Below are 23235 nucleotides of genomic sequence, written 5' to 3'. Positions count from 1 at the left end.
CGCGCTGGGGGGTGTGTCGGCCTTGCTGCCGCAGTCCGGACGCAGGATTGGCGCCGTGGGCTTTCGGGATGCCCTCTTCTTCGGCGCCAGCCGCGTTGTCGCCATGCAGGTCCCGGCGCTGCAGCCGGCGACGGACCGTCCGTGGGTCATGAACCGTTTCCGGCATGCCCCGCGGGCTTCGTGCCCGGCTCTCAGGACGACCGCGGCGATTTTCGCCCCGCTCCGCAAGGGCGGAACGATGCTCGAGGCGCTGCCGGGAATATCCGCTGGGTGCGGCGCTGCCGCGCTGGGCATGGAGTGCTCGCGTGGGGCACAGGCGCAGCTGGAAGGACTCGTGGAAGGCGGCCACGGCAGGGACGCAGCGCGGCGTCAGCGAGCGGGTGGCAACGGCGCGGTCCTTGATGCTGCAGGGCGGGGTGACACCTTCGCGCGGGGCGGAGAGCCGCGTGCTCTGCAGCGCGTGTGGCGTGGGGTGCGGGGTGGGGCGGGGTATTTTCAGGCGAGCGTCGCGAGGCGATGTCGATGGCGGTGTTCTGCCGATTGCTGAGTTGTTTTCTTCTACTTTTGCTTCCCTGTCCTTCGTGAGTAACCGGTTAGCTGATAAATGCATTATTGGACTCCTGGAGGAGTGTCCTGCACTGTAATTATCCAGCGTCTTGGGAAACGCTGAAGTTGAATCCTGTCTTTGACTGACCTCTTCCTGTAGTGAGAGCGATCGGCATATCAGTAATTCCTCCCTGAGCTGGGATGCCGATCTTCCAGCTCTCCTTGATAAATATATCTCCTATAGAAGATGACCGGCGCCGGCGGCCGGGGTTCCCGCCTCGCCGGGTGGTCCTGAAAGTGCCGGATCTGGACGGCCTGCCAATCTGTCGAAAGCCCTTCAGGTGAGAATCCGCCTTGTTTGAGAAGTGAACAGCGGCGTATTCCGTACCTGGGGGTGCAAGCGCGAAGCCGCCTGGAACGGGCGCCGCAGGCGCATGGGGTGGTAGTGGCGAACGTGCCGTTCCCTCGTAAAGCAGGGTGTCTGCCTTTTATCCGGCAGACGAAATGGCAGGAACTGGAGGCCATGACCAATTGGCTCAGCAAGAGAAAACGATATTAAAAAATATCGCTTCTTCGCGCTCGAATGAACTTGCAGGCGCGATTCGGTAGACCGCTTTCTTTTCCAGGATGACATCCATATTCCAATCGTCCGTTATAGGGTTGGCGTGAGCAGAGCGCGGAGCACGGGAGTCGAGGCGGCGATAAAGGGCGGCTTTTGATGAAATAAATGCCGCTGCAGATAAGATGGGTAAGGAAATAACGGCCACGGTCCGGTGTGCAGGCACGACCGACGTCGAGCCTCGGCGGAGGGATGCCGGACGTGGCCGAAACCGTGTTCTGGAGGGGCCGCCCCGGTAGCCGGCCATGACCCGGAATTGCCCGATCTCCGGTATGCTGCCCAGCCTGCAAGGAGGTAAACATGTCCTACGATTTCGATCTGTTCGTCATCGGCGCCGGCTCCGGCGGCGTGCGCGCCGCGCGCTTCGCCGCGGGCTTCGGCGCCAGGGTGGCGGTGGCCGAGAGCCGTTACCTGGGCGGCACCTGCGTGAACGTCGGCTGCGTGCCGAAGAAGCTGCTGGTCTACGGCGCGCACATCGCCGAGGAGTTCGAGCAGGCGCGCGGCTACGGCTGGTCGCTGGAAGGTGCGCGCTTCGACTGGCCGACCCTGATCGGCAACAAGACCCGCGAGATCCAGCGCCTCAACGGTATCTACCGCAATCTTTTGGTCAACAGCGGCGTGACCCTGCTGGAGGGCCACGCCTGCCTCGTCGGCGCCCACGAGGTGGAAGTGAACGGCCAGCGCTACAGCGCCGAACGCATCCTGATCGCCGTCGGCGGTTGGCCGCAGGTGCCGGACATTCCCGGCCGCGAGCTGGCGATCACCTCCAACGAGGCCTTCTACCTGGAGCAGTTGCCCAGGCGCATCCTCGTGGTCGGCGGCGGCTACATCGCCGTCGAGTTCGCCTCGATCTTCCACGGCCTGGGCGCGCAGACCAGCCTGCTGTACCGCGGCGAGCGCTTCCTGCGCGGTTTCGACGAGGCGGTGCGCACGCATCTGGAGGAGGAACTGCGCAAGAAGGGCATGGACCTGCAGTTCAACAGCGACATCGCCGCCATCGAGCGGCAGGACGACGGCAGCCTGCGCGCCACCCTGCGCGACGGTCGCGTGCTGGAAGCCGATTGCGTGTTCTACGCCACCGGCCGGCGGCCGATGCTCGACGGCCTGGGCCTGGCGAATGCCGGCGTGGCGCTGAACGAGCGCGGCTTCATCGCCGTCGACGACGAATACCGCACCAGCGTGCCGTCGATCCTCGCCATCGGCGACGTCATCGGCCGTCTGCAGCTCACGCCGGTGGCGCTGGCCGAGGGCATGGCGGTGGCGCGCCGGCTGTTCCGGCCGGAGGAGTACCGCCCGGTCGACTACACGCAGATCCCCACCGCGGTGTTCAGCCTGCCCAACATCTCCACCGTCGGCCTGACCGAGCAGCAGGCGCTGGAGCAGGGCCACAAGGTCAAGGTGTTCGAGAGCCGCTTCCGGCCGATGAAGCTGACCCTCACCGAGTCCCCCGAACGCACCCTGATGAAGCTGGTGGTGGACGCCGAGAGCGATCGCGTGCTCGGTTGCCATATGGTCGGCCCGGAGGCCGGGGAAATCATCCAGGGCCTGGCCGTGGCGCTCAAGGCCGGCGCCACCAAGGCGGTGTTCGACGAAACCCTCGGCATCCACCCGACCGCCGCCGAGGAGTTCGTCACCCTGCGCACGCCGCGCGCGGATTGAGTCTGCGCTGAAAACGACGAGGCCCACCGGAGCGGTGGGCCTCGTCGTTCGAGTTAGGGGGTCAGTGACCCTGATGGTCGCCGTGCTCCATCGGCATCTGATGGTCCATGCCCTGGCCCATGTGATGGCCGTCGGCGCCTTCCACCTTGACCTGCACCTCGACCTTGCCCGCCTTCTCGAATTCCAGGGTCAGCGGGAACTGCTCGCCGGCCTTGAGCGGCTGGCTGAGGCCGAACAGCATCACGTGGTTGCCGCCCGGCTGGAAGGCCACCTCGCTTTTGGCGGGGATCTCCACCGCGGCGACCCGCTGCATCTTCATCAGGCCGTTCTGATGCACGTGGGTGTGCAGTTCGGCCTTCTGCGCACGCGGCGTATTGGCGCCGAGCAGGCGGTCGGCGGCGGCGCCCGGGTTCTTCAGGGTGAAGTAGGCGGCACCGGCCGGAGCGTTGGGCGGCAGCTCGCGGGACCAGGGATGGTCGATGGTCAGGTCGCCGGCCTTGTAGTCGTGGGCGAAGCTCGGCAGCGCAAAGGCGAGCAGGGCGGCGAGGCTCAGGGTGCGGATCAGCATCGGGGTTCCTTGTGATGGCAGGGCCCAGGGGGCGAAGCCCGTGCACCATAGCACAGCGTACCGGCCGCCCAGCAGGCGACCCAGGCGCGCATAGCGTCACGGTTACGCCCTGCACGCAAAAATCTATACAAATATCGTCCGCGATGCCGTGTTGCGATTCGTGTGGACGGCATATTCGCTGGGATAATCAGACGGCATGGCGAATCTTGTATAATTTTATTGTACAGATTTTATGTTCTGGTATAGGTTTTAGCCAGGGTTCAGCTGGAGCGTCGTCGCAACTTGTCAGGTACCCGGTGACGCAACACTGAGCCCTGCCATTTCTCTGCGAGGGCCTGTGCGATGAACGACTACCTGTCCGATCACTACCGCGGCATCCTCGTCGGCCTCGGCGAAAACCTCGAGCGCGAGGGGCTGCTGAATACCCCCGAACGCGCCGCCAAGGCCATGCAGTACCTCTGCCGCGGCTACCAGCAGACCCTCGAGGAGATCGTCAACGGCGCGCTGTTCGCCTCCGACAACGACGAGATGGTGATCGTCCGCGACGTCGAGCTGTACTCGCTGTGCGAGCACCACCTGCTGCCCTTCATCGGCAAGGCCCACGTCGCCTACATCCCCACCGGCCAGGTACTCGGCCTGTCCAAGGTGGCGCGCATCGTCGACATGTACGCCCGCCGCCTGCAGATCCAGGAGAACCTCACCCGGCAGATCGCCGAGGCGATCCAGCGCGTCACCAACGCCGCCGGCGTGGCGGTGGTGATCGAGGCGCAGCACATGTGCATGATGATGCGCGGGGTGGAGAAGCAGAACTCGGTGATGAACACCTCGGTGATGCTCGGTGCCTTCCGCGAGAGCTGCAACACCCGCCACGAGTTCCTCCAGCTGATCGGCCGGCGACACTGACATGCCCGGGTTGCGGATCGCGCTGCTCGCGCTCTGCCTGCTCAGCGGCAGTGCACTGGGCAACTGGCGCGAGGCGCTGCCCGGGGCCCGCCTGGTCGGCGAGGGCGAGCTCAGCGTGTTCGGCTTCCGTCTGTACAGCGCGCGGCTGTGGAGCCCGGCCGCGCGCTTCGCCGCCGGCAGCCCGTTCGCCCTCGAACTGATCTACCACCGCGCGATCGGCCGCGAGCGACTGGTCGAGGTGAGCCTCGACGAGATCCGCCGTCTGCATGGCGACCGCTACGACGCGGCGCGGCTCGCCGGCTGGGCCGCGCAGATGCGCCGCGCCTTCGTCGACACCGCGCCGGGCTCGCGCATCACCGGCGTGTACCTGCCGGGCCTCGGCGCGCGCTTCTACGCCGGCGACCGCCTGCAGCACGAGGTGCGCGACGAGGAGTTCGCCCGCACCTTCTTCTCCATCTGGCTGGATGCCCGCACGCGCAACCCCGAGCTGCGCGCCAGGCTGCTGGGCGCCGCCGCACCCTGAGGACATTCCATGCTGAACAAACTCCTGCTGTCGCTCTGCGTCTGCCTCGGCGGCTGCAGCCAGATCGACGTCGAGCACTACCGCGACCAGCAGCCGCAACTCGACCTGCCCGGCTACTTCGACGGGCGGGTGGACGCCTGGGGCATGTTTCAGAAGCGTTCGGGCGAGGTGATCAAGCGTTTCCACGTGGTGATCAACGGCCGGCGCGAGGGCGACAGGCTGATCCTCGACGAGGACTTCACCTACAGCGACGGCACCAGGCAGAAGCGCGTGTGGACCCTGCGCCCCGACGGCCCCGGCCGCTGGCGGGGCACGGCCGCCGACGTGGTCGGCGAGGCGCGCGGCGAGGTGGCCGGCAACGCCCTGCGCTGGCGTTACGTGCTCAGCCTGCCGGTGGACGGCAAGGTCTACCAGGTCGACTTCGACGACTGGATGTACCTGCTCGACGAGCGCACCCTGGCCAACCGCTCGTTCATGACCAAGTTCGGCTTCGAGCTGGGCCAGGTCACCCTGTTCTTCCGCAAGGAAGCGCCCTGATGGACTTCTTTCCCGAAGGCTGCCGCGCCCTGGTGATCGGGTCGGCGCGGGTCGAGGCGCTGCGTGGCGATCCGCGCTGCGCGGCGGTGCTCGGCCGTCGCGCGGCTCGCTGGTGACCGCTCAGCGGGCGATTGCCAGACGCAGGCGCAGGCCGTGCAGCAGCGGCACCAGCAGCGCCCAGATCAACGCCAGCAGAAGCAGGCTCGGCCACAGGCCCAGCGGCAGGCCGACGCCGGCCAGGCGCGCGCCAAGCAGGTAGGTCAGCGGCCCGCCGAGGGCGCCGAGCAGGCTGCCCAGCCACCACGGCCGGGCGCTCCAGGCCAGGCTGTGGCCGAGAGTGGTGGCGAACAGCGCCCACAGCATTGCCAGCCACGGCGGCAGCACGCGGCCGTCGCCGGCGAAGTCCAATACCCCGAGATTGAGCAGCAGGCTGTCGAGGGCGCAGCCGGCGAGGGTCGCCGCACCGACCACCTTCAGCTCGCCGCGCCGGTGCTCGACCAGGGCGAAGTGGGCCAGCAGGCAGGCGCCGGCGACCGGCAGCAGCGCGGGCCGTTGCGCACCCAGCACGCAGGCGAACCAGCCGAGCTGGAACAGCGCCGCGTTGGCCAGCAGGCGCATGTCAGGCCTGCAGGCGACCGAGCAGCGGCGCCGGGCGGGCCGCCGGCTTGGCCAGCAGCAGCTGCACGGTGCCGATGCTGCGCTCGAGGAAGCCACCCTCGCAGTAGCACAGGTAGAACTCCCACAGGCGGAAGAACTGCTCGTCGTAGCCGAGCTGCTCGAGGAAGTGGCGGGCGCGGCGCAGGTTGTCGTGCCACAGGCGCAGGGTGCGCGCGTAGTGCTGGCCGAACTCCTCCATGTGCAGCAGGTTGAGGTCGGTGTCGCGGCCGACGATGTCGAGCATGCGGGCCACCGAGGGTAACGCGCCGCCGGGGAAGATGTAGCGCTGGATGAAGTCCACCGAGCGGCTGGCCTGCGCGTAGCGCTGGTCGCGGATGGTGATGGCCTGCAGCAGCATCAGGCCGTCGTCCTTGAGCAGGCGGGCGCACTGGCGGAAGTAGGTCGGCAGGAAGCGGTGGCCGACCGCCTCGACCATCTCGATCGACACCAGCTTGTCGTACCGGCCCTGCAGGTCGCGGTAGTCCTCGAGCAGCAGGGTGATGCGCTCCTGCAGGCCCTCTTCCTCGATCCGGCGGCGGGTGTAGGCGTACTGCTCGTGCGACAGGGTGGTGGTGGTCACCCGGCAGCCATAGTGGGTCGCCGCATAGAGCGCCATGCTGCCCCAGCCGCTGCCGATCTCCAGCAGGTGGTCGGTGGGCTGCAGGTCGAGCTTGCAGCAGATGCGTTCGAGCTTGTTGAGCTGGGCCCGCTCGAGGCTGTCGTCTTCGCGCTCGAACAGCGCCGCCGAGTACATCATGGTCGGGTCGAGGAACTGCTCGAACAGCGCGTTGCCGAGGTCGTAGTGGGCAGCGATGTTGCGCCGCGAGCCCTTGCGGGTGTTGCGGTTGAGCCAGTGCAGGCCCTGCAGCAGCGGCCGGCCGAGGCGGGCGAGGCCGCTGTCCATGGCGTCCAGCACGTCGAGGTTGGCGACGAACACGCGCACCACGGCGGTCAGGTCCGGGCTGCTCCAGTAGCCGTGGATATATGCCTCGCCGGCGCCGATCGAGCCGTTGCCGGCGACCATCGCCCAGGCCGCCGGGTCATGGATGTGGATCTCGCCGTGCGGCTCGCTGCCGTGCTGGCCGAAAGTGCGGCGCTCGCCATCCTCGCAGACGGTCAGCTGGCCGTGGCGCAGGCCGGCGAGCTGGCGCAGCACGGCACGCTTGAGCAGGCCGGCGCCCAGTCCGTTGCCGGCGAGCAGGCCAGGGGTGGCCGGGGAAAGGCTAGTGCTCTTCATGACTGGGCTCCGTTCGGGCGGTACGGTGCTCGCCGTCCGCGGGTTGATGGTCGAAGATCGGCACGCGCTTGAGCGCCAGGCGCAGCGCCTGCCAGTAGATGGCGGCGACGGTCTTGGCGGTCATCGCGGGGAAGGCCAGCAGGTGGCGGTGCAGGCTGCGGCGGTCGAGCTCGATACGGGTCAGGCCGAGCGCGGCCTCGAACAGCCTGGCGTCGCCCTGCCAGTCCTCCATGTGGATGCGCAGCTGCTCCTCCGGGACGGTGAAACGCATGCGGTACTCCAGATCGCGCGGCAGGAAGGGCGAGACGTGGAAGCCCTTGGCCACCCGGTGGCGCGACTCGCCCGTGGCGTCGACCGGCAGCACGTAGTGGTAGCGCTCCAGCCAGGGCGTGTTGCTGACCTCGCAGAGGATCGCGGCGAGACGATCGTCGGCCTCGAAGCAGTAGAAGAAGCTCGCCGGGTTGAAGGCCAGGCCCCAGCTGCGCGGCTGGGCGAGCAGGCAGATGCGGCCCTGCGGCACACGGCCGAGCGCCTCGCCGACGCGCAGGCGCACGGCGTCGGCCAGCGGCATGCCGGTGGCGGTGAACTGCGGCAGGAAGTCCGTCTCGCGCAGGGCGAACGGCGCCCAGCGCGAACGCCCGGCCAGCGGCGACAGGGCCAGCACCGCATCCAGCTCGGCGAGATCCAGGTAGAGCAGGCCGATGCGGTAGCGGAAGGCGTGGCCGCGCGGCAGGAAGCGCCGGTGGCCGACCCAGCCCTGATAGAGCGCGCTGTTCACAGGCGCTCCCCGAAGGCATCGGCCACGCGCAGCGCGCTGACCACGCCATCCTCGTGGAAGCCGTTGGCCCAGTAGGCGCCGCAGTAGAAGCTGTGCCGCCGGCCATACAGCTCGCGCCAGCGCGCCTGCGCGGCGATGCCGGCGAGGCTGTATTGCGGATGGGCGTAGTTGTAGCGGCCGAGGATCTTCGCCGGGTCGATGGCGGCGGTCTGGTTGAGGCTGACGCAGAAGGTCTTTGCTGCCTCGATGCCCTGCAGGATGTTCATGTTGTAGGTCACCGCCGCCGGCTGGCGGGCCGGGCCGCCGAGGCGGTAGTTCCAGCTCGCCCAGGCCAGCGGGCGTTGCGGCAGCAGGCGGGTGTCGGTGTGCAGCACCACGTCGTTGTCGGCGTAGCGCAGCGCGCCGAGGATCTGCCGCTCGGACGGCGTCGGCGCGGCAAGCAGCGCCAGCGCCTGGTCGCTGTGGCAGGCGAACACCACCTTGTCGAAGCGCTCGCGGCCGGCCGGGCTGAGCAGGGAGACGCCCTCGTCGTCGCGCTCGACCAGCCACACCGGGCAGTTGAGGCGGATGCGCTCGCGGAAGCTGGCGGTCAGCGGCGCCACGTAGGCGCGCGAGCCGCCTTCGATCACCCGCCACTGCGGGCGCTCGTTGACCGACAGCAGGCCGTGGTTCTTGAAGAAGCGCACGAAGAACTTCAGCGGGAAGTCGAGCATGTCCTCGAGCGACATCGACCAGATCGCCGCGCCCATCGGCACGATGTAGTGGTCGACGAAGCGTCGCCCGTAGCGACCGCGCGCCAGGTAGTCGCCGAGGGTGACATCGCCGCCGATGCGCTCCTCGGCCAGATCGCTCAGCGCCTCGCGGTTGAAGCGCAGGATGTCGCGCAACATGCCGAGGAAGCTCGGCGACAGCAGGTTGCGGCGCTGGGCGAACAGGCTGTTGAGGTTGTTGCCGTTGTATTCGCAGCCGCTGACTGGATCGTGCACCGAGAAGCTCATCTCGGCGGGCTGCGAGGCGACGCCGAGCTGCTCGAGCAGGCGGATGAAGTTGGGGTAGGTCCAGTCGTTGAAGACGATGAAGCCGGTATCGATGGCGTAGTCGCGGCCGTCCAGGCGTACGTCCACGGTATGGGTGTGCCCGCCGACCCAGTCGCTGGCCTCGAACAGGGTGATCTCGTGGCGACGGTGGAGCAGGTAGGCGCTGGTGAGGCCGGCGATGCCGCTGCCGATGATGGCGATCTTCATGGACGGTCTTCCGTGGTGGTGCGGGACATGCGCCGGCCGAGGGCCAGCTGCAGGCGGCGCGGCAGGTGGGCGAGCAGCAGCAGGATGGCGACGAAGGCGCCGGGGAAGGCGATCTCGAACGGCCGCCGCGGCAGGCGCTCGGCGATGTGGCGGGCGGCGCGCTGCACGGGCCAGCGCATGGGCATGGGGAAATCGTTGCGGCGGGTCAGCGGGGTGTCGACGAAGCCGGGGCTGACCAGGGTGACGGCGATGCCCTCGGCGGCCAGGTCGAGGCGCAGCGACTGGCACAGGTAGCGCAGTGCCGCCTTGGACGCGCCGTAGGCCTCGGCGCGCGGCAGCGGCAGGAAGGTCACCGAGCTGGCCACCGCCACCAGTTGCGGCTGGTGGCCACGGCGCAGCAGCGGCAGCGCCGCCTCGATGCAGTGGGCGGCGGAGAACAGGTTGGCGCGCACCACGCGCTCGACCATGGCCGCCTCGAAGGCGCGCGCGTCGAGGTATTCGCAGGTACCGGCGTTGAGGATGGCGCAGTCCAGCGCGCCCCAGGCCGCGGCGATGCGCTGGCCGATGGCGCGCACCTGGGCGGCGTCGCCGAGGTCGCCGGGCAGCACCAGCACCTGCTGCGGCCAGCGCGTGGCCAGGGCCTGCAGGGGCGTCTCGCGGCGCGCGCTGAGGGCCAGGTGGTGGCCCTGCTGGAGGAGGATTTCCGCCAGCGCGGCGCCGATGCCGCTGCTGGCCCCGGTCAGCCAGATGCGTTTCATGCCAGCCTCCGTTTCAGCCAGGCGATGGCGCCGCCCAGCACGGGCAGGTGTTCGTAGAGCAGGGCGCCGGCATCGAAGTAGTCGCGGTGGCGGTACACCCGCTCGTCGTGCCAGCGCAGGTGCGAGCAGCCGTCGACGCGGATCGGCGCGCCGCGGCGCAGGCGCGGGTGGCGGTAGCTCAGGGTCCAGCGCAGATAGCCCTCGCCGGCGCTGACCTGGTCGAAGCCATGGAAGTCGAAGCGCAGGTCCTGCACGTTGGCGTACATTTCGCCGAAGTAGTCCCGCAGGGCGGCGAGCCCGCGGATCTCGCGCAGCGGGTCGCGGAACACCACGTCGCCGGTGTAAAGCCTGTCGAGCCGCTGCAGCTGGTGCTTGTCCAGGCGGGCGAACTCGTCGGCGAAGCGGTGCAGGAAATCAGCCATGGGCGGCGGCCTGCGGCGCCAGGTCCTTGAACGCCTGCAGCGCCCGCTCGCGCGAGCGCGCTAGGTCGACGATCGGCGCCGGGTAGCGGGGGGCGCCGGAGCCGGACACCCCGAACAGACCGAGGGCGGCCGGGTTATGGATGTCGCGGCGGTCGAGGTGGGCCAGCTCGGGCAGCCAGCTGCGGATGAAGGCGCCGTCCGGGTCGAACCTCTCCGCCTGGCTGAGCGGGTTGAAGATGCGGAAGTAGGGCGCCGCATCGGTGCCGGTGGAGGCGCTCCACTGCCAGCCGCCATTGTTGGCGGCCAGATCGCCGTCGATCAGGTGGCGCATGAACCAGCGTTCGCCGTGGCGCCAGTCGATCAGCAGGTTCTTGGTGAGGAACATGGCGACGATCATGCGCAGGCGGTTGTGCATCCAGCCGGTGGCCAGCAACTGGCGCATCGCCGCATCGACGATGGGAATGCCGGTGCGGCCCTGCTGCCAGGCCTCGAGATCGGCGGGGGCGTCGCGCCAGGCCAGCGCCTCGGTGTCGACGCGGAAGGCGCGGCCGCGCGAGACACGCGGATAGCCGACCAGGATGTGCTTGTAGAACTCGCGCCACAGCAGCTCGCTGATCCAGCTCACCACGCCGGGATTGCCGTCGGCGAAGTCGCCGGCGTTGACGCCGAGCGCCGCGTGCAGGCACTGGCGCGGCGACAGCACGCCGGCGGCCAGATAGGGCGACAGCGCGCTGGTGCCGGGACGCGCCGGGAAGTCGCGCTCGTCCTTGTACCAGGGCAGGTGCTGGTCGGCGAAGTTGGCCAGCTGGCGGTGCGCGGCGGCTTCGCCGGCCAGCCACAGCTGGCGAAGGCTGTGGCTCGGCGTGGCGAAGCCGTCGATGACCGCGGGCACGGGATCGCCGGCGATCGAGAGCGGCGCCTGGATGCGCGGCAGCGTTTGCAGCGCCGGCAGCGACTGGGCCAGGCGCGCGTAGCAGCTCTTGCGGAACTGGCTGAACACCTGGAAGTAGCCGCCGCTCTGGGTCAGCACGCTGCCGGGGGCGAACAGCACCTGGTCGACGTGGTTGTGCCAGGCGATGCCGGCAGCATTCAGCGCCTGCGCCACCGCGCGGTCGCGGCGACTTTCGTGGATGCCGTACTCGTCGTTGACGTGCACGGCGCCGATGGCGTGCTGGCGGCACAGCTCGAGCAGCGTCGCCGGGGCGTCGTCCCAGCGCTCGGCGCGGCGCACCAGCAGCGGGATGTTCAGCGCGGCCAGGTCGTCCTTCAGCGCGGCCAGGTTGCGCAGCCAGAAGTCGACCTTGCACGGCGCGTCGTCGTGCTCGCGCCACTGGCCGGGGCTCAGCAGGTACACCGCCACCACCGGGCCTGCCGCGGCGGCCGCGCTCAGCGCGGTGTTGTCGCGTACCCGCAGGTCGTTACGGAGCCAGATCAATCGGCACATGGCGCACGTCTCCTTGCAGGCCGAGCAGACCGAGCCTGTGCAGGCACTGCTGGGCGTCGAGGGGGTCGAGGGTCAGGTACAGGTCGGCGATCGCCGCCAGTTCGTCGTGCTGACGTTGCACCGCCGGCCCGCACAGCAGGCACGGGCAGGCGACGCCCTGCAGCAGCCGGGCGAGTTCATCGCGCTGCAGCGGATCGCTGGCGTAGAGCAGCACGGCGCGCGGCTGCATGCGCTGCACGGCCAGCGCCAGCTGCGGCGCCGGCAGCGGCCAGTCGAGCACGCTGACCGGGCATTCGGCGCTGCCGACCAGCCAGGCACACAGCCACAGCGCGGGCTCCAGTGGGACCGAGGAGCCGTTGACCAGCAGCAGCGGCGCGCCGCCGAGCATGCGGTTGCTGTGGTACAGCCGCGCGCCGAGCTTGCTGCGCAGCCAGGAGAAGAAGAAGGTGCGTTCCAGCTCGGCGTTCGCCCGGCTGGCCCAGCGCCGCTGCAGATCGTCGAGCAGCGGCAGCAGCAGATGGCGGCACACGGTCGCCGGCGGATACAGCGCCACCGCCTGGTTGAACGCGTCGTCGAGGGTCCGCTCGCTCAGGCCGACGATGGCGCCCAGCAACTGCGCGCGGCGCGCGGTCCAGCCATGGTCGTCCGCGCCGCTCGGCACCTGCGCGTCGCTGAGCAGGCCGCGCACCTGGCCGACCGACACGCCGCGCTCCAGCCAGTCGAGGATCTGCCGCACCTGCGCCACCTGCGCCGGCGAGTAGAGGCGGTGGCCCTTGGCGGTGCGCTGCGGCACGATCAGGCCGTAGCGGCGCTCCCAGGCACGCAGGGTCACCGGGTTGACCCCGGTGCGCCGCGCCACCTCGCGGATCGGCAGCAGGCCGGCCAGCTCGTCTTGCGGCAGGTCGTCGTGGGGTTCGCCGTCGTCGTGCATGGTCAGATCGCGTTGCGCAGGCTGAGGGTTTCCGGATGCGGCTGCAGGTAGGTCTGCTGCGCGATGTAGCCGTGCGGATGGCGGCGGAAGTGGTGCTTGAGCAGGGTGATCGGTACCACCAGCGGCACGATGCCCTGGCGGTAGCTGTCGATCAGCTGCTGCAGCTCGCGGCGTTCCTCGCTGCCCAACGCGCGCTTGAGGTAGCCGCTCAGGTGCTGCAGGACGTTGCTGTGCGTGCCGCGGCTGGCCGGGCGGCGCAGCGCGGCCATGAACTGGCTGAAATAGCGCCGGGCAAGCTCATCCAGCGGCTGGGCGCCGAGATCGGCGACCAGGCGGCCGAGGGTGCGGTACGCCAGCGGGTCGCTGGCCATCAGCTGGTACTTGTAGCGGGCATGGAAGGCCACCAGCGCCTGGCGGCTCAGCCCGCCGGCGAGCAGGCGCTGCCATTCGGCGTAGGCGAACACCCGGGTGAGGAAGTTCTCGCGCAGAACCGGGTCGTTGAGCCGGCCGTCTTCCTCGACCGGCAGCTCGGGGCGGGCACGCATCAGCGCGGCGGCGAAGATGCCGCTGCCGCCGCCCGGCTGGCTGTAACCGTTCGCGGCGTAGACCTTGACCCGCTGCATGCCGCAGGACGGCGACTTCTGCATCAGCACGAAACCACTGATGTCGTCGAGATGGGCCGCCGTCCGCTGGCCGAAGCCGTCGAGGGCCTCGGTGACGTCCAGCTCGGGGTGGCGGCTGCCGACCGCGCGCGGGCTGGCGGGATCGCCGACCAGGCGGATGGTCTCGCGCGGCGTGCCGAGACCGATCGAAACCTCCGGGCAGACCGGCACGAAGTCGAAGTGGCGGGCGAGCACCTCGCTGCACAGCTGCGACTGCTTGTGGCCGCCGTTGAAACGCACGGGATCGCCGAGCAGGCAGGCGCTGATGCCGAGCTTGATGCGGGGGGACGGGCGGGTCATGGCGGCCTCCAACTTGTACGTCGCAAGATTTCTGTACAACCTTGCTACAGCATAAGTCGTTGCCGCCGGTGGTCAATAGGTTGTGTATAGATTTTGTATAGATATTTTCGGCGACGGCGCGTCAGTGCCAGCCCATCCGCCAGTGCGCGCCATTGCGCAGCTCGCGCCAGTCCAGGCGCTGGCTGCGGCCGCTGTATACCGCCTGCAGCTCGACCGCGAGCAGGTTGCCCGCGTCGTCCTCGAGCAGTTCGACGACCAGGAAGTGCTTTTCGCGATTGCGCGGCTGGCGGGCGGTCCATTTGGACAGCCGCAGCTTGCGCGGATTGAAGCGGTTGGGCGGGCAGTCCGCGGCGGATGGGTCGGTCGGGCTCATCGCGTGGCCTCGGCTGGAAACCTGTACAGGCTACGCCGGTCAGCGAAAACTGTACAAGACGGCGAGTCGGCGGCAGCGCGGAGCGCGCCGTCCAGGGGCGCGGGCGGGAAGTGCGGTTCGGGGAGGGGGAAGAGGGCGGCGCTGCAGCTCGCGCGGCAGCGCCCGGGCGGTCAGCCCTTGGCCTGCAGGCTGGCGAGCTGGCCCTTCAGCTCGGCGACCTCGGCTTCCAGTTCGCGCACGCGCTGCTGCGCCTCGACCTCGGCGCTGACGTCCTTCTGCAGGCCGATGAAGTAGGTGAGCTGGTCGGCCTCGTTGAACACCGGGGTGATCGACAGCTCGTTCCAGAACACGCTGCCGTCCTTGCGGTAGTTGCGGATGATCTGCCGGCAGGGGCGGTTGTGCGTCACCGCCTCGCGGATCGCCGCGAGGCCCGGCTGGTCACGGTCGCCGTTCTGGAGGAAGCGGCAGTCCTGGTAGAGGATGTCGTCGACGCTGTAACCGGTCAGGCGCTCGAAGGCCGGGTTGGCGTAGATCAGGATGTTGTCGTCGCCTTCCTGTTCCGCGACCACGATTCCGTCGTTGGAGGCTTCGATCACCAGTTGCAGCAGCTTGGCATTGATCATCTTGCGGACCCCGGGTGGTTTCAGCGCATCTTAATGCAACTGCGCCACGCTGGGGCAGCTCGCTTGTCTTTCCTGGCCGCGGCAGACCGGAGCTTGAAGCAGGCACGCCTTGCAAGGCCGAGCTCTGCGATACAATGGCGCCTCATTCAACCCCCTCGAGCCATTGCCCATGACCGAATTCACCGCCCCGTCCCCTGCCAGGGGCTTGCCTTCGGGGGAGGAGCTGTTTCCGATTCGCGAGGTGGTGCGTCTCACCGGCGTCAATCCGGTCACCCTGCGCGCCTGGGAGCGGCGCTATGGGCTGATCCAGCCGGTGCGCACCGAGGGTGGCCATCGCTTGTATTCGCAGAGCGACATCGAGGCGATCCGCAGCATCATCGCCTGGACCGAGCGCGGCGTGGCGGTGAGCAAGGTCGGCAGCCTGCTGGCCCGCAACCACGAGGACAAGGCCGCGCAGCCGGTCGAGGAAGGCGCTTGCGGCGCCGATTGGGGCGAATGGCAGGAGCTTCTGCGCGAGGCGGTCCGCCACTTCGACGAGCTGCGCCTCGAGCAGCTCTACGGCCAGGTGTTCTCCACCTACCCGCTGGCCGTGGTGTTCCAGGACATCCTCATGCCGTTGTGGCAGGAGCTGCAGCAGCCGAGCGGCTTCGGTCAGGCCAGCCAGGGGCTGTTCCTCGACGCCTTCCTGCGTGCCCGGGTGCTGCAGCGTCTGCAGTTTTCCCGGGCCGGGGCGCGCGACTGCGTGCTGGTGGCGGCGATTCCCGAGCAGTGCCGCGAGCTGGAGCTGCTGGTGGCGGCCCTGCTGCTCGGCGGCGACCGCAATCCGGTGCGGGTCCTGTGCCTCGGTCAGCCGCTGGAGGAGCTGTCGCTGGTCTGCCAGGAGGTCAGTCCCCAGGCGCTGGTGCTGTATTCCACCCAGGCGCCCAGCGCGGCACTGCTGCGCCAGCTCGCCCGCCTGGTGCTGACTCTCGAGTGCCCGCTGGCCCTGGCCGGCGAGGCCTCGGTGCTCGGCGAGGAGAGCCTGGCCGGCAGCGCCATCGCCTGCCTGGGCAACTCGGCGCGGCTCATGCCGCAGCGCCTGGCGCAATTCGTCGCCGGCCATCTGGATACCTGAGGCCGGCGCTCTTCACTGCCCGTCGCCGCGCGGCGCCGGCAGTCGCTCCGGGGCGGCGGCCGCCTCGACCGGCTTGAGCGCCAGTCCACCGAAGGAAACCACCGGGTCGATGTAGCGCAGCGCCGAGTTGGCGTCCTTCCAGCCCACGTAGCTCATCAGCGCCTTGAGATCCCAGCCGTTGCGCGTCGCCCAGGTGGCGAAGCCGCGGCGCAGGGAGTGGCTGGTGTAGGTCTCGGCGGCGATCCCGGCGCGGCCGAGAATCTGCCGCAGCAGGGCGATCAGGCTGTTGGCGTGCAGGCCGTCCTCGGCCAGGTTGCCCCAGCGGTCGACGCCCCGGAACACCGGGCCGTGGTCGAGGCCCGCGGCGCTCAACCAGTTCAGGTAGGCCTCGACCGGGCACAGGCGGGCCAGCGCCGGGGCCTGGTAGGTGGTGCCGCGATGTTCGCGGTCGCCCTTGGCATAGGGCAGGAACAGCGTCATGCCGCTGCCGGCCTCGGCGCGGATGTCCTCGACGCGCAGCCGGCACAGCTCGTCGCTGCGAAAGCCGCGCCAGAAGCCGATCAGCAGCAGCGCGGCATCGCGCCGGCAGCGCAGCAGGAGGCCGCGCTCGCCGCGCAGGGCGGCGTCCGTCGCCGTGCGCTCCAGCCAGTTCACCGCCTGTTCGAGGTCGCGCAGCTGCAGGGGCGCCGCCTGTTTGGCCTGCGCCGGGTGCAGGGCGCGGATGCCCTTGAGCACCTGGCGCACCGCCGGCGCCTTGGTCGGATCGGGGAAGCCCTGGCTGATGTGCCACTGCGCCAGCGCCGCCAGCCGCTGCTTGAGCGTGCTGTAGGCGAGCTGGTCGGCGTGGGCGGCCAGGTAGCGCAGGATGCTCTCGCTGCTCGCCGGCAGGAAGCCACCCCAGCTCACCTCGAAGTGCTCGATGGCCGACTGGTAGCTGCGCCGGGTGTTCTCCCGCGTGCCGGCTTCTATATAGCGCTCGACCTCATTCATTGCCCTGGTCTCACGGCCAATGTGCTCCGAACTGAAATTAAAAAGATCAACCTGACTGCTTTTTCTTCGCAAACAAAAGATCGTTGCCCAGTCGTCGAGATTCGCTGCTGAAAATCGCGCTATTTATTTCGCGATCTTTCCCGGCTCTGGCGAGTTGTGCATCGCCAGCCAGTAATCTTTCCTGAAAAGCAGAAGACAAAGGCGGTTGGGGATGCTTTTTATAACTTTTCCCGGGTTGGTCGCAAGGATTCTGCTACTTGTATCTGGCTGAATCGTAAGGCTGTAGCCCTCCTCATCGGCATTGCAGTCTCGATCCGAGGCCTTTCAGGCAATAATCACTGCCGCCGGTTTTTCTTCAGCGACGGCAGGGGCGTTATCTCGTTTCCTGCGCTGAATTCAGCATATAAAGGTCATTAACCTCTTATGATCGACCAATTCGACGAGTGGTCGCAGTTTGCTGTCGCCAGCCATCGCTCATATTGAACCATTGCCGGTGAGGGGGACCCAAACCATCGGGTATCTGTGTTTGTTTCATATACCGATGAGGCTCCAGATGAACGCCATCGACTTGTTGACCAAAGACCATGACATCGTGAAAGCACTGCTCGAAGAACTTTCCTCCACCACCGAGCGCGCGACGAAGAAGCGCACCGAGCTGCTCGCCCGCATCCACCATGAGCTGCAGATCCATACCGCCCTCGAGGAGCAGATTCTCTACCCGGCCCTCAAGCAGGCGGGTGGCAAGGAAGAGGAGAGGATGTACTACGAGGCCAAGGAGGAGCACCGCGCCGTCGATTCGCTCGTGTTGCCCGACCTGATGCATACCGAGCCCGGTACCGTGGAATTCGCCGGCCGGGTCAAGGTGCTGAAGGAGCTCATCGAGCACCATATCAAGGAGGAAGAGGGCGACCTTTTCCCCAGCGTGAAAAAGCTGCTTGGCAAGCAGGCGCTCGAAGAGATGGGGATGGCCATGCTGGCCCACAAGAAGACCTTCAAGGCCGCCCCGCACGCCGCCTGACGACCGTGTGCGGCCGGGCAAGCCGGCCGCACCTTCATCCCTCGCCGCAAGCGCCGCCCATGGGCGGCCCTCCGGCTACCCTGCCGTCCCCACTGGCATCAGTGCTTCAAAAAATCCTGGCCGACGGCAGCGCGGCGCACTGAGCGGCCGAGGCCGCTCATTCCTGAGTGATGATCGAGATCTTGCCGTTGCGCTCGACGATGGCGAACTTGATCTGCTCGACGCTCTCCACGCCTTGGCTGTTGCGCGCCGATTCGAGGATGTCCTCCTCGGTCAGCCGTGTCCGGCGCATGCGCTCCGGCAGGAAGCGGCCCTGCTCGACCACCAGGGTGGCGTGGCCGTCGACCAGCTTGGCCACGCGGGGGGAGTGGAGCTTGGCCAGCGACAGGCCTACGTCGAGCACGATCAGGGTGGCGATCACCACGATGGAGTTGATGAAGGAGAAATCCTCACCCAGCAAGGCCTGTTGCGTCGCTTCGGCGATGATCAGCAGGAGCACGAAATCGAAGGTGGTCAGGTCGCCCAGCGAGCGCCGGCCGGCGATGCGGAACACCACCATCATCATGAGGTACATGCATGTGGCGCGCAGGAAGGAGTCCATGGCCGCCTCCTAGGGATAAACGAAGATGGTAAAGCGCACGGCGCTGCCGGCCCCGGCGCTCACCGTGCCTTCCAGCGCGCCGACGTGCTCGCTGCGCAGCGTGAGGTACAGCGTGGCCGTGCCGCCTTCCGGGGCGCCCAGATTCAGCAGCAGGGCCTCGCCCTGGGACAGCGAGGTCAGAGGCTCGGGCTGCAGCGTCTCGATGCTCGCCTTGCGCAGCAGCGAGCCGCCCAGCAGCACGGTCAGCGGCTCGCCGGCCGTGCCCTGTACGTGGATGCGCAGGTCTTCCAGGGTGCCGCTGCGGCTCAGGCGCTGGTAATCCACCGTCACCCGGCCGTCCGCGCTCTGCACCGTCGCCTCGCTCAGCGGGCCGTTGCCGAACAGCCCGGTCAGGCCCAGCAGCGCGATCAGCAACAGCGCGCACCAGCCCACCCGTTCGAAGCGCCATACCCGGCGCTGCGCGGGCATGTCTTCCTCGACCGGATGATGGCGGGACGCCAGCTCGTCTTCGTCCATTGCAGCCTCCTCACGCGCGCTCGCCGCGCAGCCAGCGTTGGTGGTAGTGGGCCAGCTGCGACAGGCCGTACAGCGCCGCCTCGTGCATCACTTCCGAGCGGTCGCCGGAGAAGCGCTGGGTGCAGGTGAACACGGCGAGCGGCTCGCCGGCGAAGGCCCAGGCGAAACACACGGTGCCGGGCGGGACGCTGCCTTCCGGGCAGGGCCCGGCGACGCCGGTGGTGGCGATGGCGACGCTGGCCTGGCTGTCCTTGAGTGCGCCCTGGGCCATCTCGCGCGCCACCGCCTCGCTGGTCAGGCCGTGGCGCTCGATGGTCTGCGGGTCGACCCCCACGAGGCGTTCCTTGGCGCTCGGCGCGTACACCACATAGCCGCTTTCCAGCACCTCGCCGATGCCCGGCGCCTCTGCCACCAGGGCCACCATCGCACCTGCCGTGCACGACTCGGCGGTGGTCAGCAGCAGCTGGTGCTGCTTGAGATAGTCGAGGGCCGTTTCTACAGGATCCTGTGGCATGGGTGTCCCCTCGCCAGGCTGTTTTGCGGTAGACGCCCGCCGCGGCCAATTGGTTCAGCGCACCCGCCGACAGGCGCCGCCCATCAGGGCGGGGAAGCTGGCCTGAACTTTGCGACGAACCGCGGCCTCTTCTGTTTACCAGCCTTCGTGGTTGGCATCCTGGAAGAGGAGAAACGACATGAGTGATCCCTTCACGTATTTCTGGATCGCCGTAGCGGTGGTCATTCTGCTGGTCGACCTGTGGGCCATCGTCAGCGTGTTCCGCAGCGACAAGTCCGACGGCGTGAAAGTGCTGTGGTCGTTGCTGCTGGTACTGTTCCCCGTGGTCGGCCTGATCATCTGGGGGTTCGCCGGACCGCGCGGGATCAAGCCCGGCACCGGACCGACTTCACCCGAACACAGCAAGGGCTAGGCAGATATGAGGGCCGCAGGCCCATGAACCCGCCAGGCGGCGGACCGGCGGTGAGGCGGAGCAGGATGACCACGCCCACTGCCCGGAACCGCCAACGGTTATCGCCTCATCCTTCGGCCTGGCAGAAACAAGCGGGCCTGCCTGCCTTCCCCTCGCACCGCCGTCACGGCTTGCATAGGCGAACGACTTCATTCGCTCACGGAAGTTGCCTGGCTCACGACAGCAGCAGCGTCGCCCCCTGCGCCTTGCGGGTGAACCACAGCACCCGGCTCACCCCGCGGGTGATCGCCACGTACGCCAGGCGCAGGCTCTCGTCGCGCATGGCCTGGTCGTAGCTGTTGCGGAAGAACCCCGAACGCGCGTACAGCGCATTGCGCAGCGGGTGCGGCTCGGGCGGCAGGCAGTCGTCGACGATCACCGCCACCTCGGCCTGCAGGCCCTTGGCGCGGTGGATGGTCAGCGCCTGGACCGGCAGCTTGCGGCCCAGCTCGCGCTGCAGCGCCTGCAGCGGCTCGTTGCGCCGGCTCAGCAGCAGCACCGCGGTGCGCTCGACACTCTGCCGACCGGCAGCGTATTCGCACTGGGCGCGGATCTGCGCGAGCAGCTCGGCCTGCTGGCCGTTCAGGTCGAAACCGCTGATCACCCGCACGCCGTGGTCGCCCGGCTGGGTCGCGCGCTGCGCCTGGCTGCGCTTGTCCTGCTTGATCGCCACCCCGGCGAGCACCTTCTCGCCGTCGCGGATCACCGGCGCGACCGAGCGGTAGTTGGCGGTCAGGCCGAGCAGGGCGCTGGCCTTCGCCTTGCCCTTGCCGGGGAAGTGGCGATCGAAGTCCATGAACAGCTCCGGCGAACTGCCCCGCCAGCCGTAGATCGACTGCCAGTCGTCGCCGATGGCCATCAGGCTGACCGTCTCGCCGGCGCGCGCCAGGCGGCCGTGCACGGCCTGCAACCACTGGACGATCTGCGGCGAGATGTCCTGGAACTCGTCGATCAGCAGATGGCCGAGCGGCGCCAGGTCGGCCGCCGCGGCCCCGTCGCGCTCGCCGCCCAACTGCTCGGCGAGGCGCTGGAAGGCGCCGTTGAAGGTCGCCAGTCCCTGCTCGGCGAGCAGCGCCTGGAAGTGTTTCCAGAACGTCACCAGCGCGGCGACGAACTGGCGCTCGCGCTCGGGACAGTCGAGCGCGCCGGCCTCCAGGCGGTCGATGCGCAGGCCGATGCTCTCGATGAAGCCGGCCTGCTGGTAGAAGGCCTCGTACAGCGGCACGGCGGCGAACTCGCCGGCCAGGCGCACGGCGTCCAGCGGCGCGCGCCCGCGCTTGCCCTGCGGCGCCGGCTGGCCGAGCAGGGCATGCACCTGCGCGGCGAACTCGGCCTCGGCGGCATAGCAGGTCTGGTAAGCCTGCTTGAGCAGGCGCAGCTGGGCCGGCCGCAGGCGACCGCCCAGCGGAGTGTCCGGTTCGTCGGCGGCGGCGCTCTTGTCGTCCAGCTGCTCGAACCAGACCGGCGCGCCGAGCCGGCTGCGCGCCAGCTGCGCCATGGCCGAGTGGAAGGTGCGCACGCACTGACGCGCCTGCGCCGCGCCGAACGGGTATTGCCAGAAGGCCAGCACGCGCAGCAACTGCTCGCGCAGTTCGGCGCAGGAGGCGTTGGTGAAGGAGATCACCGTCAGCCGCTCGGCCGGAATGCCCAGGTGGCAGAGCATGAACACCACGCGCAGCACCAGAGTGGTCGACTTGCCGGAACCGGCGCCGGCGAAGATGCGCGTGGCCGGCTGGCGGGCGAGGATCATTTCCCACTGCTCGTCGGAGGGCGCGCGCAGCACGCCGGCGGCTACCGCACGCGCCACCTGCTCGCGCATCGCCGCGACCTGCGCGGCATCGATCTTCAGCGCCGCCGGGCCGTAGATGCCGGCGGCCTGGCGCTGCCCGGCAGGTGCCGGCGTTTTCGCGGAGGCTTTTTTCGCGGTCGCCGGCTTCTTCGTCCTTGCTGAGGCGGCCGCATTTGTCTTCGCCTTCGCCTTGGTCAGCGGCGCCGGCGCCGCCGACTGATGGAACAGGGCGCCCCGGCGCTCGTCGCGCAGGTAGGCGCTGGTGCGCGGGAAGCAGCGCGCCAGGGCGCTGGAGAGCAGCGTGCGGTAGTGGCGGAGGGCGGTCAGCAGGTCGCGCTGCTTGCCTTTCCCCCGGCTCATCGCGCGTCCTCGTTCGCCGCCTCGTCCGCCGTTGTCGCAGGCTCCGGCCCTTCGGCGGGCGGCGCCCCATTCTGCTCGGCGGCATGTGCCGGCTGGGCGAGACGCAGCTCGCTGAAGCGCGCGGCCATCTCGCTCAAGCCGGCCCGCAGGCTCTCGACCTGGCGACCCTGCGCCGCCAGCGCTTCGCCCAGGCGCGCCACCTCGGCCTGCGCGTCGACGCTGCGCGCCTGCAGCAGCTCGCGACCCGCCTCGCTCTGCGCCAGGCGCGCGGCCAGGGTGGCCAGCTCCTGCTCGCGCTGCTGCAATTCCTGCTCGCGGCGCTCAAGCGCCTCCTGCTGCCCGGCCATGTCCTTGCGCAGTTGCCGGCTCTCGGTGACGAAGCGCTCGTTGTCGCGGTTCAGGCGGGTCAGTTCGTCCTGCTTGACGATCAGGCTCTGCTGCAGCTGGCGACCTTCCATCTGCAACTGCTGGATCTGCGCCTCGTGGCGGCGCTGGTCCTGCTCGCGCTGCTCCTTGCTGGCCTGGCGGTAGTGCTCCAGAGCTTCGCGGGCGTGGCGGTGCTTGTCCTCCAGGGACAGCAGCTGGGCGTCGCGGTCGGCGACGCGCGCGGCGAGAGCGATTTCGGCCTGTTGCAGGCGGGCACCCTCGATGCGCGCCTGTTGCAGTTGTTCCTGCTCCAGACGGTACGCCTCGGCGGTCGCCTGCAGCTGCGCGGTGAGGCTCGCGCAGTCGCCTTCCAGCTCGCGGATACGCGCCTCGGCCTGCTGCAGGCGCTGCAGATAGCCGGCGCGCTCCTGCGCCAGCGCCTCGCGATCGGCGGCCACCGCGGCATGGGCTTCCTGCTGGAGGCGTTCGGCCACCTCAGTCACCAATTCGGCGATTTCCTGACTGAGGGAGACCTCCTGCTTCAGATTCGACTCCAGCCCGGACTGCTCGATCTCGCGCAGATAGCGGTGGATGGTGCTTTTGGAGCCGGTATTGCCCAGCTCGATACGTATCGCATCGATGCTCGGATGCTCGCCGCGGGCGAGGACCGCCTTGCGAGCCTTCATTACCAAAGCCTTGTTGATGCCACCGCGCGCCATGCTCGCTCCTACG

At 68.7% G+C, this 23235-nt stretch carries 26 protein-coding genes; 7 read left to right on the top strand and 19 right to left on the bottom strand.

The window, feature by feature from the left end; all coding sequences use genetic code 11:
* Window positions 1-1082: 1082 nt before the first annotated feature.
* Window positions 1083-1313 (bottom strand): hypothetical protein, encoded by a 231-nt coding sequence (locus LMJ29_RS15735; protein ID WP_229606470.1) that lies wholly within the window; start codon window positions 1311-1313, stop codon window positions 1083-1085.
* Window positions 1314-1465: 152 nt separating this feature from the next.
* Here LMJ29_RS15735 and gorA point away from each other — a divergent pair, with 152 nt between their 5' ends.
* Window positions 1466-2824: a glutathione-disulfide reductase gene (gorA, locus tag LMJ29_RS15730; protein WP_229606469.1), complete on the top strand. Its 1359-nt coding sequence runs from the start codon at window positions 1466-1468 to the stop codon at window positions 2822-2824.
* A 61-nt stretch (window positions 2825-2885) separates the two neighbouring features.
* Here gorA and LMJ29_RS15725 read toward each other — a convergent pair whose 3' ends face one another.
* Window positions 2886-3392, bottom strand: a complete 507-nt coding sequence (locus tag LMJ29_RS15725) for a copper chaperone PCu(A)C (protein WP_229606468.1) — start codon at window positions 3390-3392, stop codon at window positions 2886-2888.
* A 342-nt stretch (window positions 3393-3734) separates the two neighbouring features.
* Between LMJ29_RS15725 and folE the strand changes: the two genes are divergently transcribed.
* The 3 genes from folE to LMJ29_RS15710 are packed head-to-tail and all read left to right on the top strand — an operon-like array spanning window position 3735 to window position 5355.
* The gene (gene folE / locus LMJ29_RS15720; RefSeq protein WP_229606467.1) at window positions 3735-4295 is read left to right on the top strand and encodes a GTP cyclohydrolase I FolE; all 561 of its coding nucleotides are present in this window, start codon (window positions 3735-3737) and stop codon (window positions 4293-4295) included.
* A gap of 1 nt (window position 4296) precedes the next feature.
* Complete coding sequence (locus LMJ29_RS15715; protein WP_229606466.1) at window positions 4297-4818, top strand: chalcone isomerase family protein; 522 nt, start codon at window positions 4297-4299, stop codon at window positions 4816-4818.
* A gap of 9 nt (window positions 4819-4827) precedes the next feature.
* The gene (locus tag LMJ29_RS15710; RefSeq protein WP_229606465.1) at window positions 4828-5355 is read left to right on the top strand and encodes a DUF3833 domain-containing protein; all 528 of its coding nucleotides are present in this window, start codon (window positions 4828-4830) and stop codon (window positions 5353-5355) included.
* Between the two features lie 120 nt (window positions 5356-5475).
* Here the strand turns inward: LMJ29_RS15710 and LMJ29_RS15705 are convergent, their stop codons facing one another.
* From LMJ29_RS15705 to LMJ29_RS15655, 11 genes are all read right to left on the bottom strand, one after another.
* The gene (locus LMJ29_RS15705; RefSeq protein ID WP_229606464.1) at window positions 5476-5973 is read right to left on the bottom strand and encodes a DUF2878 domain-containing protein; all 498 of its coding nucleotides are present in this window, start codon (window positions 5971-5973) and stop codon (window positions 5476-5478) included.
* 1 nt (window position 5974) lies between these two features.
* On the bottom strand, window positions 5975-7249 hold the full coding sequence (locus tag LMJ29_RS15700; RefSeq protein ID WP_229606463.1) for an SAM-dependent methyltransferase: 1275 nt from the start codon (window positions 7247-7249) through the stop codon (window positions 5975-5977).
* Complete coding sequence (locus LMJ29_RS15695) at window positions 7236-8027, bottom strand: DUF1365 domain-containing protein (RefSeq protein WP_229606462.1); 792 nt, start codon at window positions 8025-8027, stop codon at window positions 7236-7238. The genes LMJ29_RS15700 and LMJ29_RS15695 overlap by 14 nt, the downstream gene beginning before the upstream one ends.
* The gene (locus tag LMJ29_RS15690) at window positions 8024-9271 is read right to left on the bottom strand and encodes an NAD(P)/FAD-dependent oxidoreductase (protein WP_229606461.1); all 1248 of its coding nucleotides are present in this window, start codon (window positions 9269-9271) and stop codon (window positions 8024-8026) included. The genes LMJ29_RS15695 and LMJ29_RS15690 overlap by 4 nt, the downstream gene beginning before the upstream one ends.
* Window positions 9268-10029 carry an SDR family NAD(P)-dependent oxidoreductase gene (locus tag LMJ29_RS15685; RefSeq protein WP_229606460.1) on the bottom strand — a complete coding sequence of 254 codons (762 nt, stop codon included), beginning with the start codon at window positions 10027-10029 and terminating at the stop codon, window positions 9268-9270. Before LMJ29_RS15685 ends, LMJ29_RS15690 begins: the two co-directional genes overlap by 4 nt.
* Window positions 10026-10451 carry a nuclear transport factor 2 family protein gene (locus LMJ29_RS15680; protein ID WP_229606459.1) on the bottom strand — a complete coding sequence of 142 codons (426 nt, stop codon included), beginning with the start codon at window positions 10449-10451 and terminating at the stop codon, window positions 10026-10028. The genes LMJ29_RS15685 and LMJ29_RS15680 overlap by 4 nt, the downstream gene beginning before the upstream one ends.
* Window positions 10444-11895 (bottom strand): deoxyribodipyrimidine photo-lyase, encoded by a 1452-nt coding sequence (gene phrB / locus LMJ29_RS15675; protein ID WP_229606458.1) that lies wholly within the window; start codon window positions 11893-11895, stop codon window positions 10444-10446. Before phrB ends, LMJ29_RS15680 begins: the two co-directional genes overlap by 8 nt.
* Window positions 11870-12826, bottom strand: coding sequence for a MerR family transcriptional regulator (locus LMJ29_RS15670; RefSeq protein ID WP_229606457.1), 957 nt, complete (start codon window positions 12824-12826; stop codon window positions 11870-11872). The genes phrB and LMJ29_RS15670 overlap by 26 nt, the downstream gene beginning before the upstream one ends.
* Window positions 12827-12828: 2 nt before the next feature.
* The gene (locus tag LMJ29_RS15665; RefSeq protein WP_229606456.1) at window positions 12829-13788 is read right to left on the bottom strand and encodes a YbgA family protein; all 960 of its coding nucleotides are present in this window, start codon (window positions 13786-13788) and stop codon (window positions 12829-12831) included.
* Window positions 13789-13909: 121 nt separating this feature from the next.
* Window positions 13910-14161 carry a TIGR02450 family Trp-rich protein gene (locus LMJ29_RS15660; RefSeq protein ID WP_229606455.1) on the bottom strand — a complete coding sequence of 84 codons (252 nt, stop codon included), beginning with the start codon at window positions 14159-14161 and terminating at the stop codon, window positions 13910-13912.
* A 170-nt stretch (window positions 14162-14331) separates the two neighbouring features.
* On the bottom strand, window positions 14332-14784 hold the full coding sequence (locus tag LMJ29_RS15655) for a PAS domain-containing protein (RefSeq protein ID WP_229606454.1): 453 nt from the start codon (window positions 14782-14784) through the stop codon (window positions 14332-14334).
* Window positions 14785-14953: 169 nt separating this feature from the next.
* On the opposite strand from LMJ29_RS15655, the gene LMJ29_RS15650 reads away from it, so the two are divergent.
* Complete coding sequence (locus tag LMJ29_RS15650) at window positions 14954-15898, top strand: MerR family transcriptional regulator (protein WP_229606453.1); 945 nt, start codon at window positions 14954-14956, stop codon at window positions 15896-15898.
* Between the two features lie 12 nt (window positions 15899-15910).
* On the opposite strand, the gene LMJ29_RS15645 is transcribed toward LMJ29_RS15650, so the two are convergent.
* The gene (locus LMJ29_RS15645) at window positions 15911-16888 is read right to left on the bottom strand and encodes a site-specific integrase (RefSeq protein ID WP_229606452.1); all 978 of its coding nucleotides are present in this window, start codon (window positions 16886-16888) and stop codon (window positions 15911-15913) included.
* A 553-nt stretch (window positions 16889-17441) separates the two neighbouring features.
* On the opposite strand from LMJ29_RS15645, the gene LMJ29_RS15640 reads away from it, so the two are divergent.
* On the top strand, window positions 17442-17906 hold the full coding sequence (locus LMJ29_RS15640; RefSeq protein ID WP_229606451.1) for a hemerythrin domain-containing protein: 465 nt from the start codon (window positions 17442-17444) through the stop codon (window positions 17904-17906).
* Window positions 17907-18063: 157 nt separating this feature from the next.
* Here the strand turns inward: LMJ29_RS15640 and LMJ29_RS15635 are convergent, their stop codons facing one another.
* The 3 genes from LMJ29_RS15635 to LMJ29_RS15625 are packed head-to-tail and all read right to left on the bottom strand — an operon-like array spanning window position 18064 to window position 19537.
* Window positions 18064-18507, bottom strand: coding sequence for a DUF421 domain-containing protein (locus LMJ29_RS15635; RefSeq protein ID WP_229606450.1), 444 nt, complete (start codon window positions 18505-18507; stop codon window positions 18064-18066).
* A 9-nt stretch (window positions 18508-18516) separates the two neighbouring features.
* The gene (locus LMJ29_RS15630; protein ID WP_229606449.1) at window positions 18517-19023 is read right to left on the bottom strand and encodes a hypothetical protein; all 507 of its coding nucleotides are present in this window, start codon (window positions 19021-19023) and stop codon (window positions 18517-18519) included.
* 10 nt (window positions 19024-19033) lie between these two features.
* On the bottom strand, window positions 19034-19537 hold the full coding sequence (locus LMJ29_RS15625; RefSeq protein ID WP_229606448.1) for a CinA family protein: 504 nt from the start codon (window positions 19535-19537) through the stop codon (window positions 19034-19036).
* A gap of 178 nt (window positions 19538-19715) precedes the next feature.
* On the opposite strand from LMJ29_RS15625, the gene LMJ29_RS15620 reads away from it, so the two are divergent.
* Window positions 19716-19949, top strand: a complete 234-nt coding sequence (locus tag LMJ29_RS15620) for a PLD nuclease N-terminal domain-containing protein (protein ID WP_229606447.1) — start codon at window positions 19716-19718, stop codon at window positions 19947-19949.
* A gap of 214 nt (window positions 19950-20163) precedes the next feature.
* On the opposite strand, the gene LMJ29_RS15615 is transcribed toward LMJ29_RS15620, so the two are convergent.
* Together LMJ29_RS15615 and LMJ29_RS15610 are read right to left on the bottom strand one after the other, a co-directional pair.
* The gene (locus LMJ29_RS15615; RefSeq protein ID WP_229606635.1) at window positions 20164-22107 is read right to left on the bottom strand and encodes a DEAD/DEAH box helicase; all 1944 of its coding nucleotides are present in this window, start codon (window positions 22105-22107) and stop codon (window positions 20164-20166) included.
* 26 nt (window positions 22108-22133) lie between these two features.
* Complete coding sequence (locus tag LMJ29_RS15610; RefSeq protein WP_229606446.1) at window positions 22134-23222, bottom strand: DNA-binding protein; 1089 nt, start codon at window positions 23220-23222, stop codon at window positions 22134-22136.
* Window positions 23223-23235 lie beyond the last annotated feature (13 nt).

This window comes from Pseudomonas oryzagri (genome assembly GCF_020831405.1).
GTDB classification, from domain to species: domain Bacteria; phylum Pseudomonadota; class Gammaproteobacteria; order Pseudomonadales; family Pseudomonadaceae; genus Geopseudomonas; species Geopseudomonas oryzagri.
This window is presented reverse-complemented; position numbering and strand designations above follow the sequence as displayed.

Bases quoted from the DNA above. Each gene is read 5' to 3' on its own strand.
- gorA (WP_229606469.1), top strand. From the start codon at position 1,466: ATGTCCTACGATTTCGATCTGTTCGTCATCGGCGCCGGCTCCGGCGGC.
- LMJ29_RS15725 (WP_229606468.1), bottom strand. From the start codon at position 3,392: ATGCTGATCCGCACCCTGAGCCTCGCCGCCCTGCTCGCCTTTGCGCTG.
- folE (WP_229606467.1), top strand. From the start codon at position 3,735: ATGAACGACTACCTGTCCGATCACTACCGCGGCATCCTCGTCGGCCTC.
- LMJ29_RS15715 (WP_229606466.1), top strand. From the start codon at position 4,297: ATGCCCGGGTTGCGGATCGCGCTGCTCGCGCTCTGCCTGCTCAGCGGC.
- LMJ29_RS15710 (WP_229606465.1), top strand. From the start codon at position 4,828: ATGCTGAACAAACTCCTGCTGTCGCTCTGCGTCTGCCTCGGCGGCTGC.
- LMJ29_RS15705 (WP_229606464.1), bottom strand. From the start codon at position 5,973: ATGCGCCTGCTGGCCAACGCGGCGCTGTTCCAGCTCGGCTGGTTCGCC.
- LMJ29_RS15700 (WP_229606463.1), bottom strand. From the start codon at position 7,249: ATGAAGAGCACTAGCCTTTCCCCGGCCACCCCTGGCCTGCTCGCCGGC.
- LMJ29_RS15690 (WP_229606461.1), bottom strand. From the start codon at position 9,271: ATGAAGATCGCCATCATCGGCAGCGGCATCGCCGGCCTCACCAGCGCC.
- LMJ29_RS15685 (WP_229606460.1), bottom strand. From the start codon at position 10,029: ATGAAACGCATCTGGCTGACCGGGGCCAGCAGCGGCATCGGCGCCGCG.
- LMJ29_RS15680 (WP_229606459.1), bottom strand. From the start codon at position 10,451: ATGGCTGATTTCCTGCACCGCTTCGCCGACGAGTTCGCCCGCCTGGAC.
- phrB (WP_229606458.1), bottom strand. From the start codon at position 11,895: ATGTGCCGATTGATCTGGCTCCGTAACGACCTGCGGGTACGCGACAAC.
- LMJ29_RS15670 (WP_229606457.1), bottom strand. From the start codon at position 12,826: ATGCACGACGACGGCGAACCCCACGACGACCTGCCGCAAGACGAGCTG.
- LMJ29_RS15665 (WP_229606456.1), bottom strand. From the start codon at position 13,788: ATGACCCGCCCGTCCCCCCGCATCAAGCTCGGCATCAGCGCCTGCCTG.
- LMJ29_RS15660 (WP_229606455.1), bottom strand. From the start codon at position 14,161: ATGAGCCCGACCGACCCATCCGCCGCGGACTGCCCGCCCAACCGCTTC.
- LMJ29_RS15655 (WP_229606454.1), bottom strand. From the start codon at position 14,784: ATGATCAATGCCAAGCTGCTGCAACTGGTGATCGAAGCCTCCAACGAC.
- LMJ29_RS15650 (WP_229606453.1), top strand. From the start codon at position 14,954: ATGACCGAATTCACCGCCCCGTCCCCTGCCAGGGGCTTGCCTTCGGGG.
- LMJ29_RS15645 (WP_229606452.1), bottom strand. From the start codon at position 16,888: ATGAATGAGGTCGAGCGCTATATAGAAGCCGGCACGCGGGAGAACACC.
- LMJ29_RS15640 (WP_229606451.1), top strand. From the start codon at position 17,442: ATGAACGCCATCGACTTGTTGACCAAAGACCATGACATCGTGAAAGCA.
- LMJ29_RS15635 (WP_229606450.1), bottom strand. From the start codon at position 18,507: ATGGACTCCTTCCTGCGCGCCACATGCATGTACCTCATGATGATGGTG.
- LMJ29_RS15630 (WP_229606449.1), bottom strand. From the start codon at position 19,023: ATGGACGAAGACGAGCTGGCGTCCCGCCATCATCCGGTCGAGGAAGAC.
- LMJ29_RS15625 (WP_229606448.1), bottom strand. From the start codon at position 19,537: ATGCCACAGGATCCTGTAGAAACGGCCCTCGACTATCTCAAGCAGCAC.
- LMJ29_RS15620 (WP_229606447.1), top strand. From the start codon at position 19,716: ATGAGTGATCCCTTCACGTATTTCTGGATCGCCGTAGCGGTGGTCATT.
- LMJ29_RS15610 (WP_229606446.1), bottom strand. From the start codon at position 23,222: ATGGCGCGCGGTGGCATCAACAAGGCTTTGGTAATGAAGGCTCGCAAG.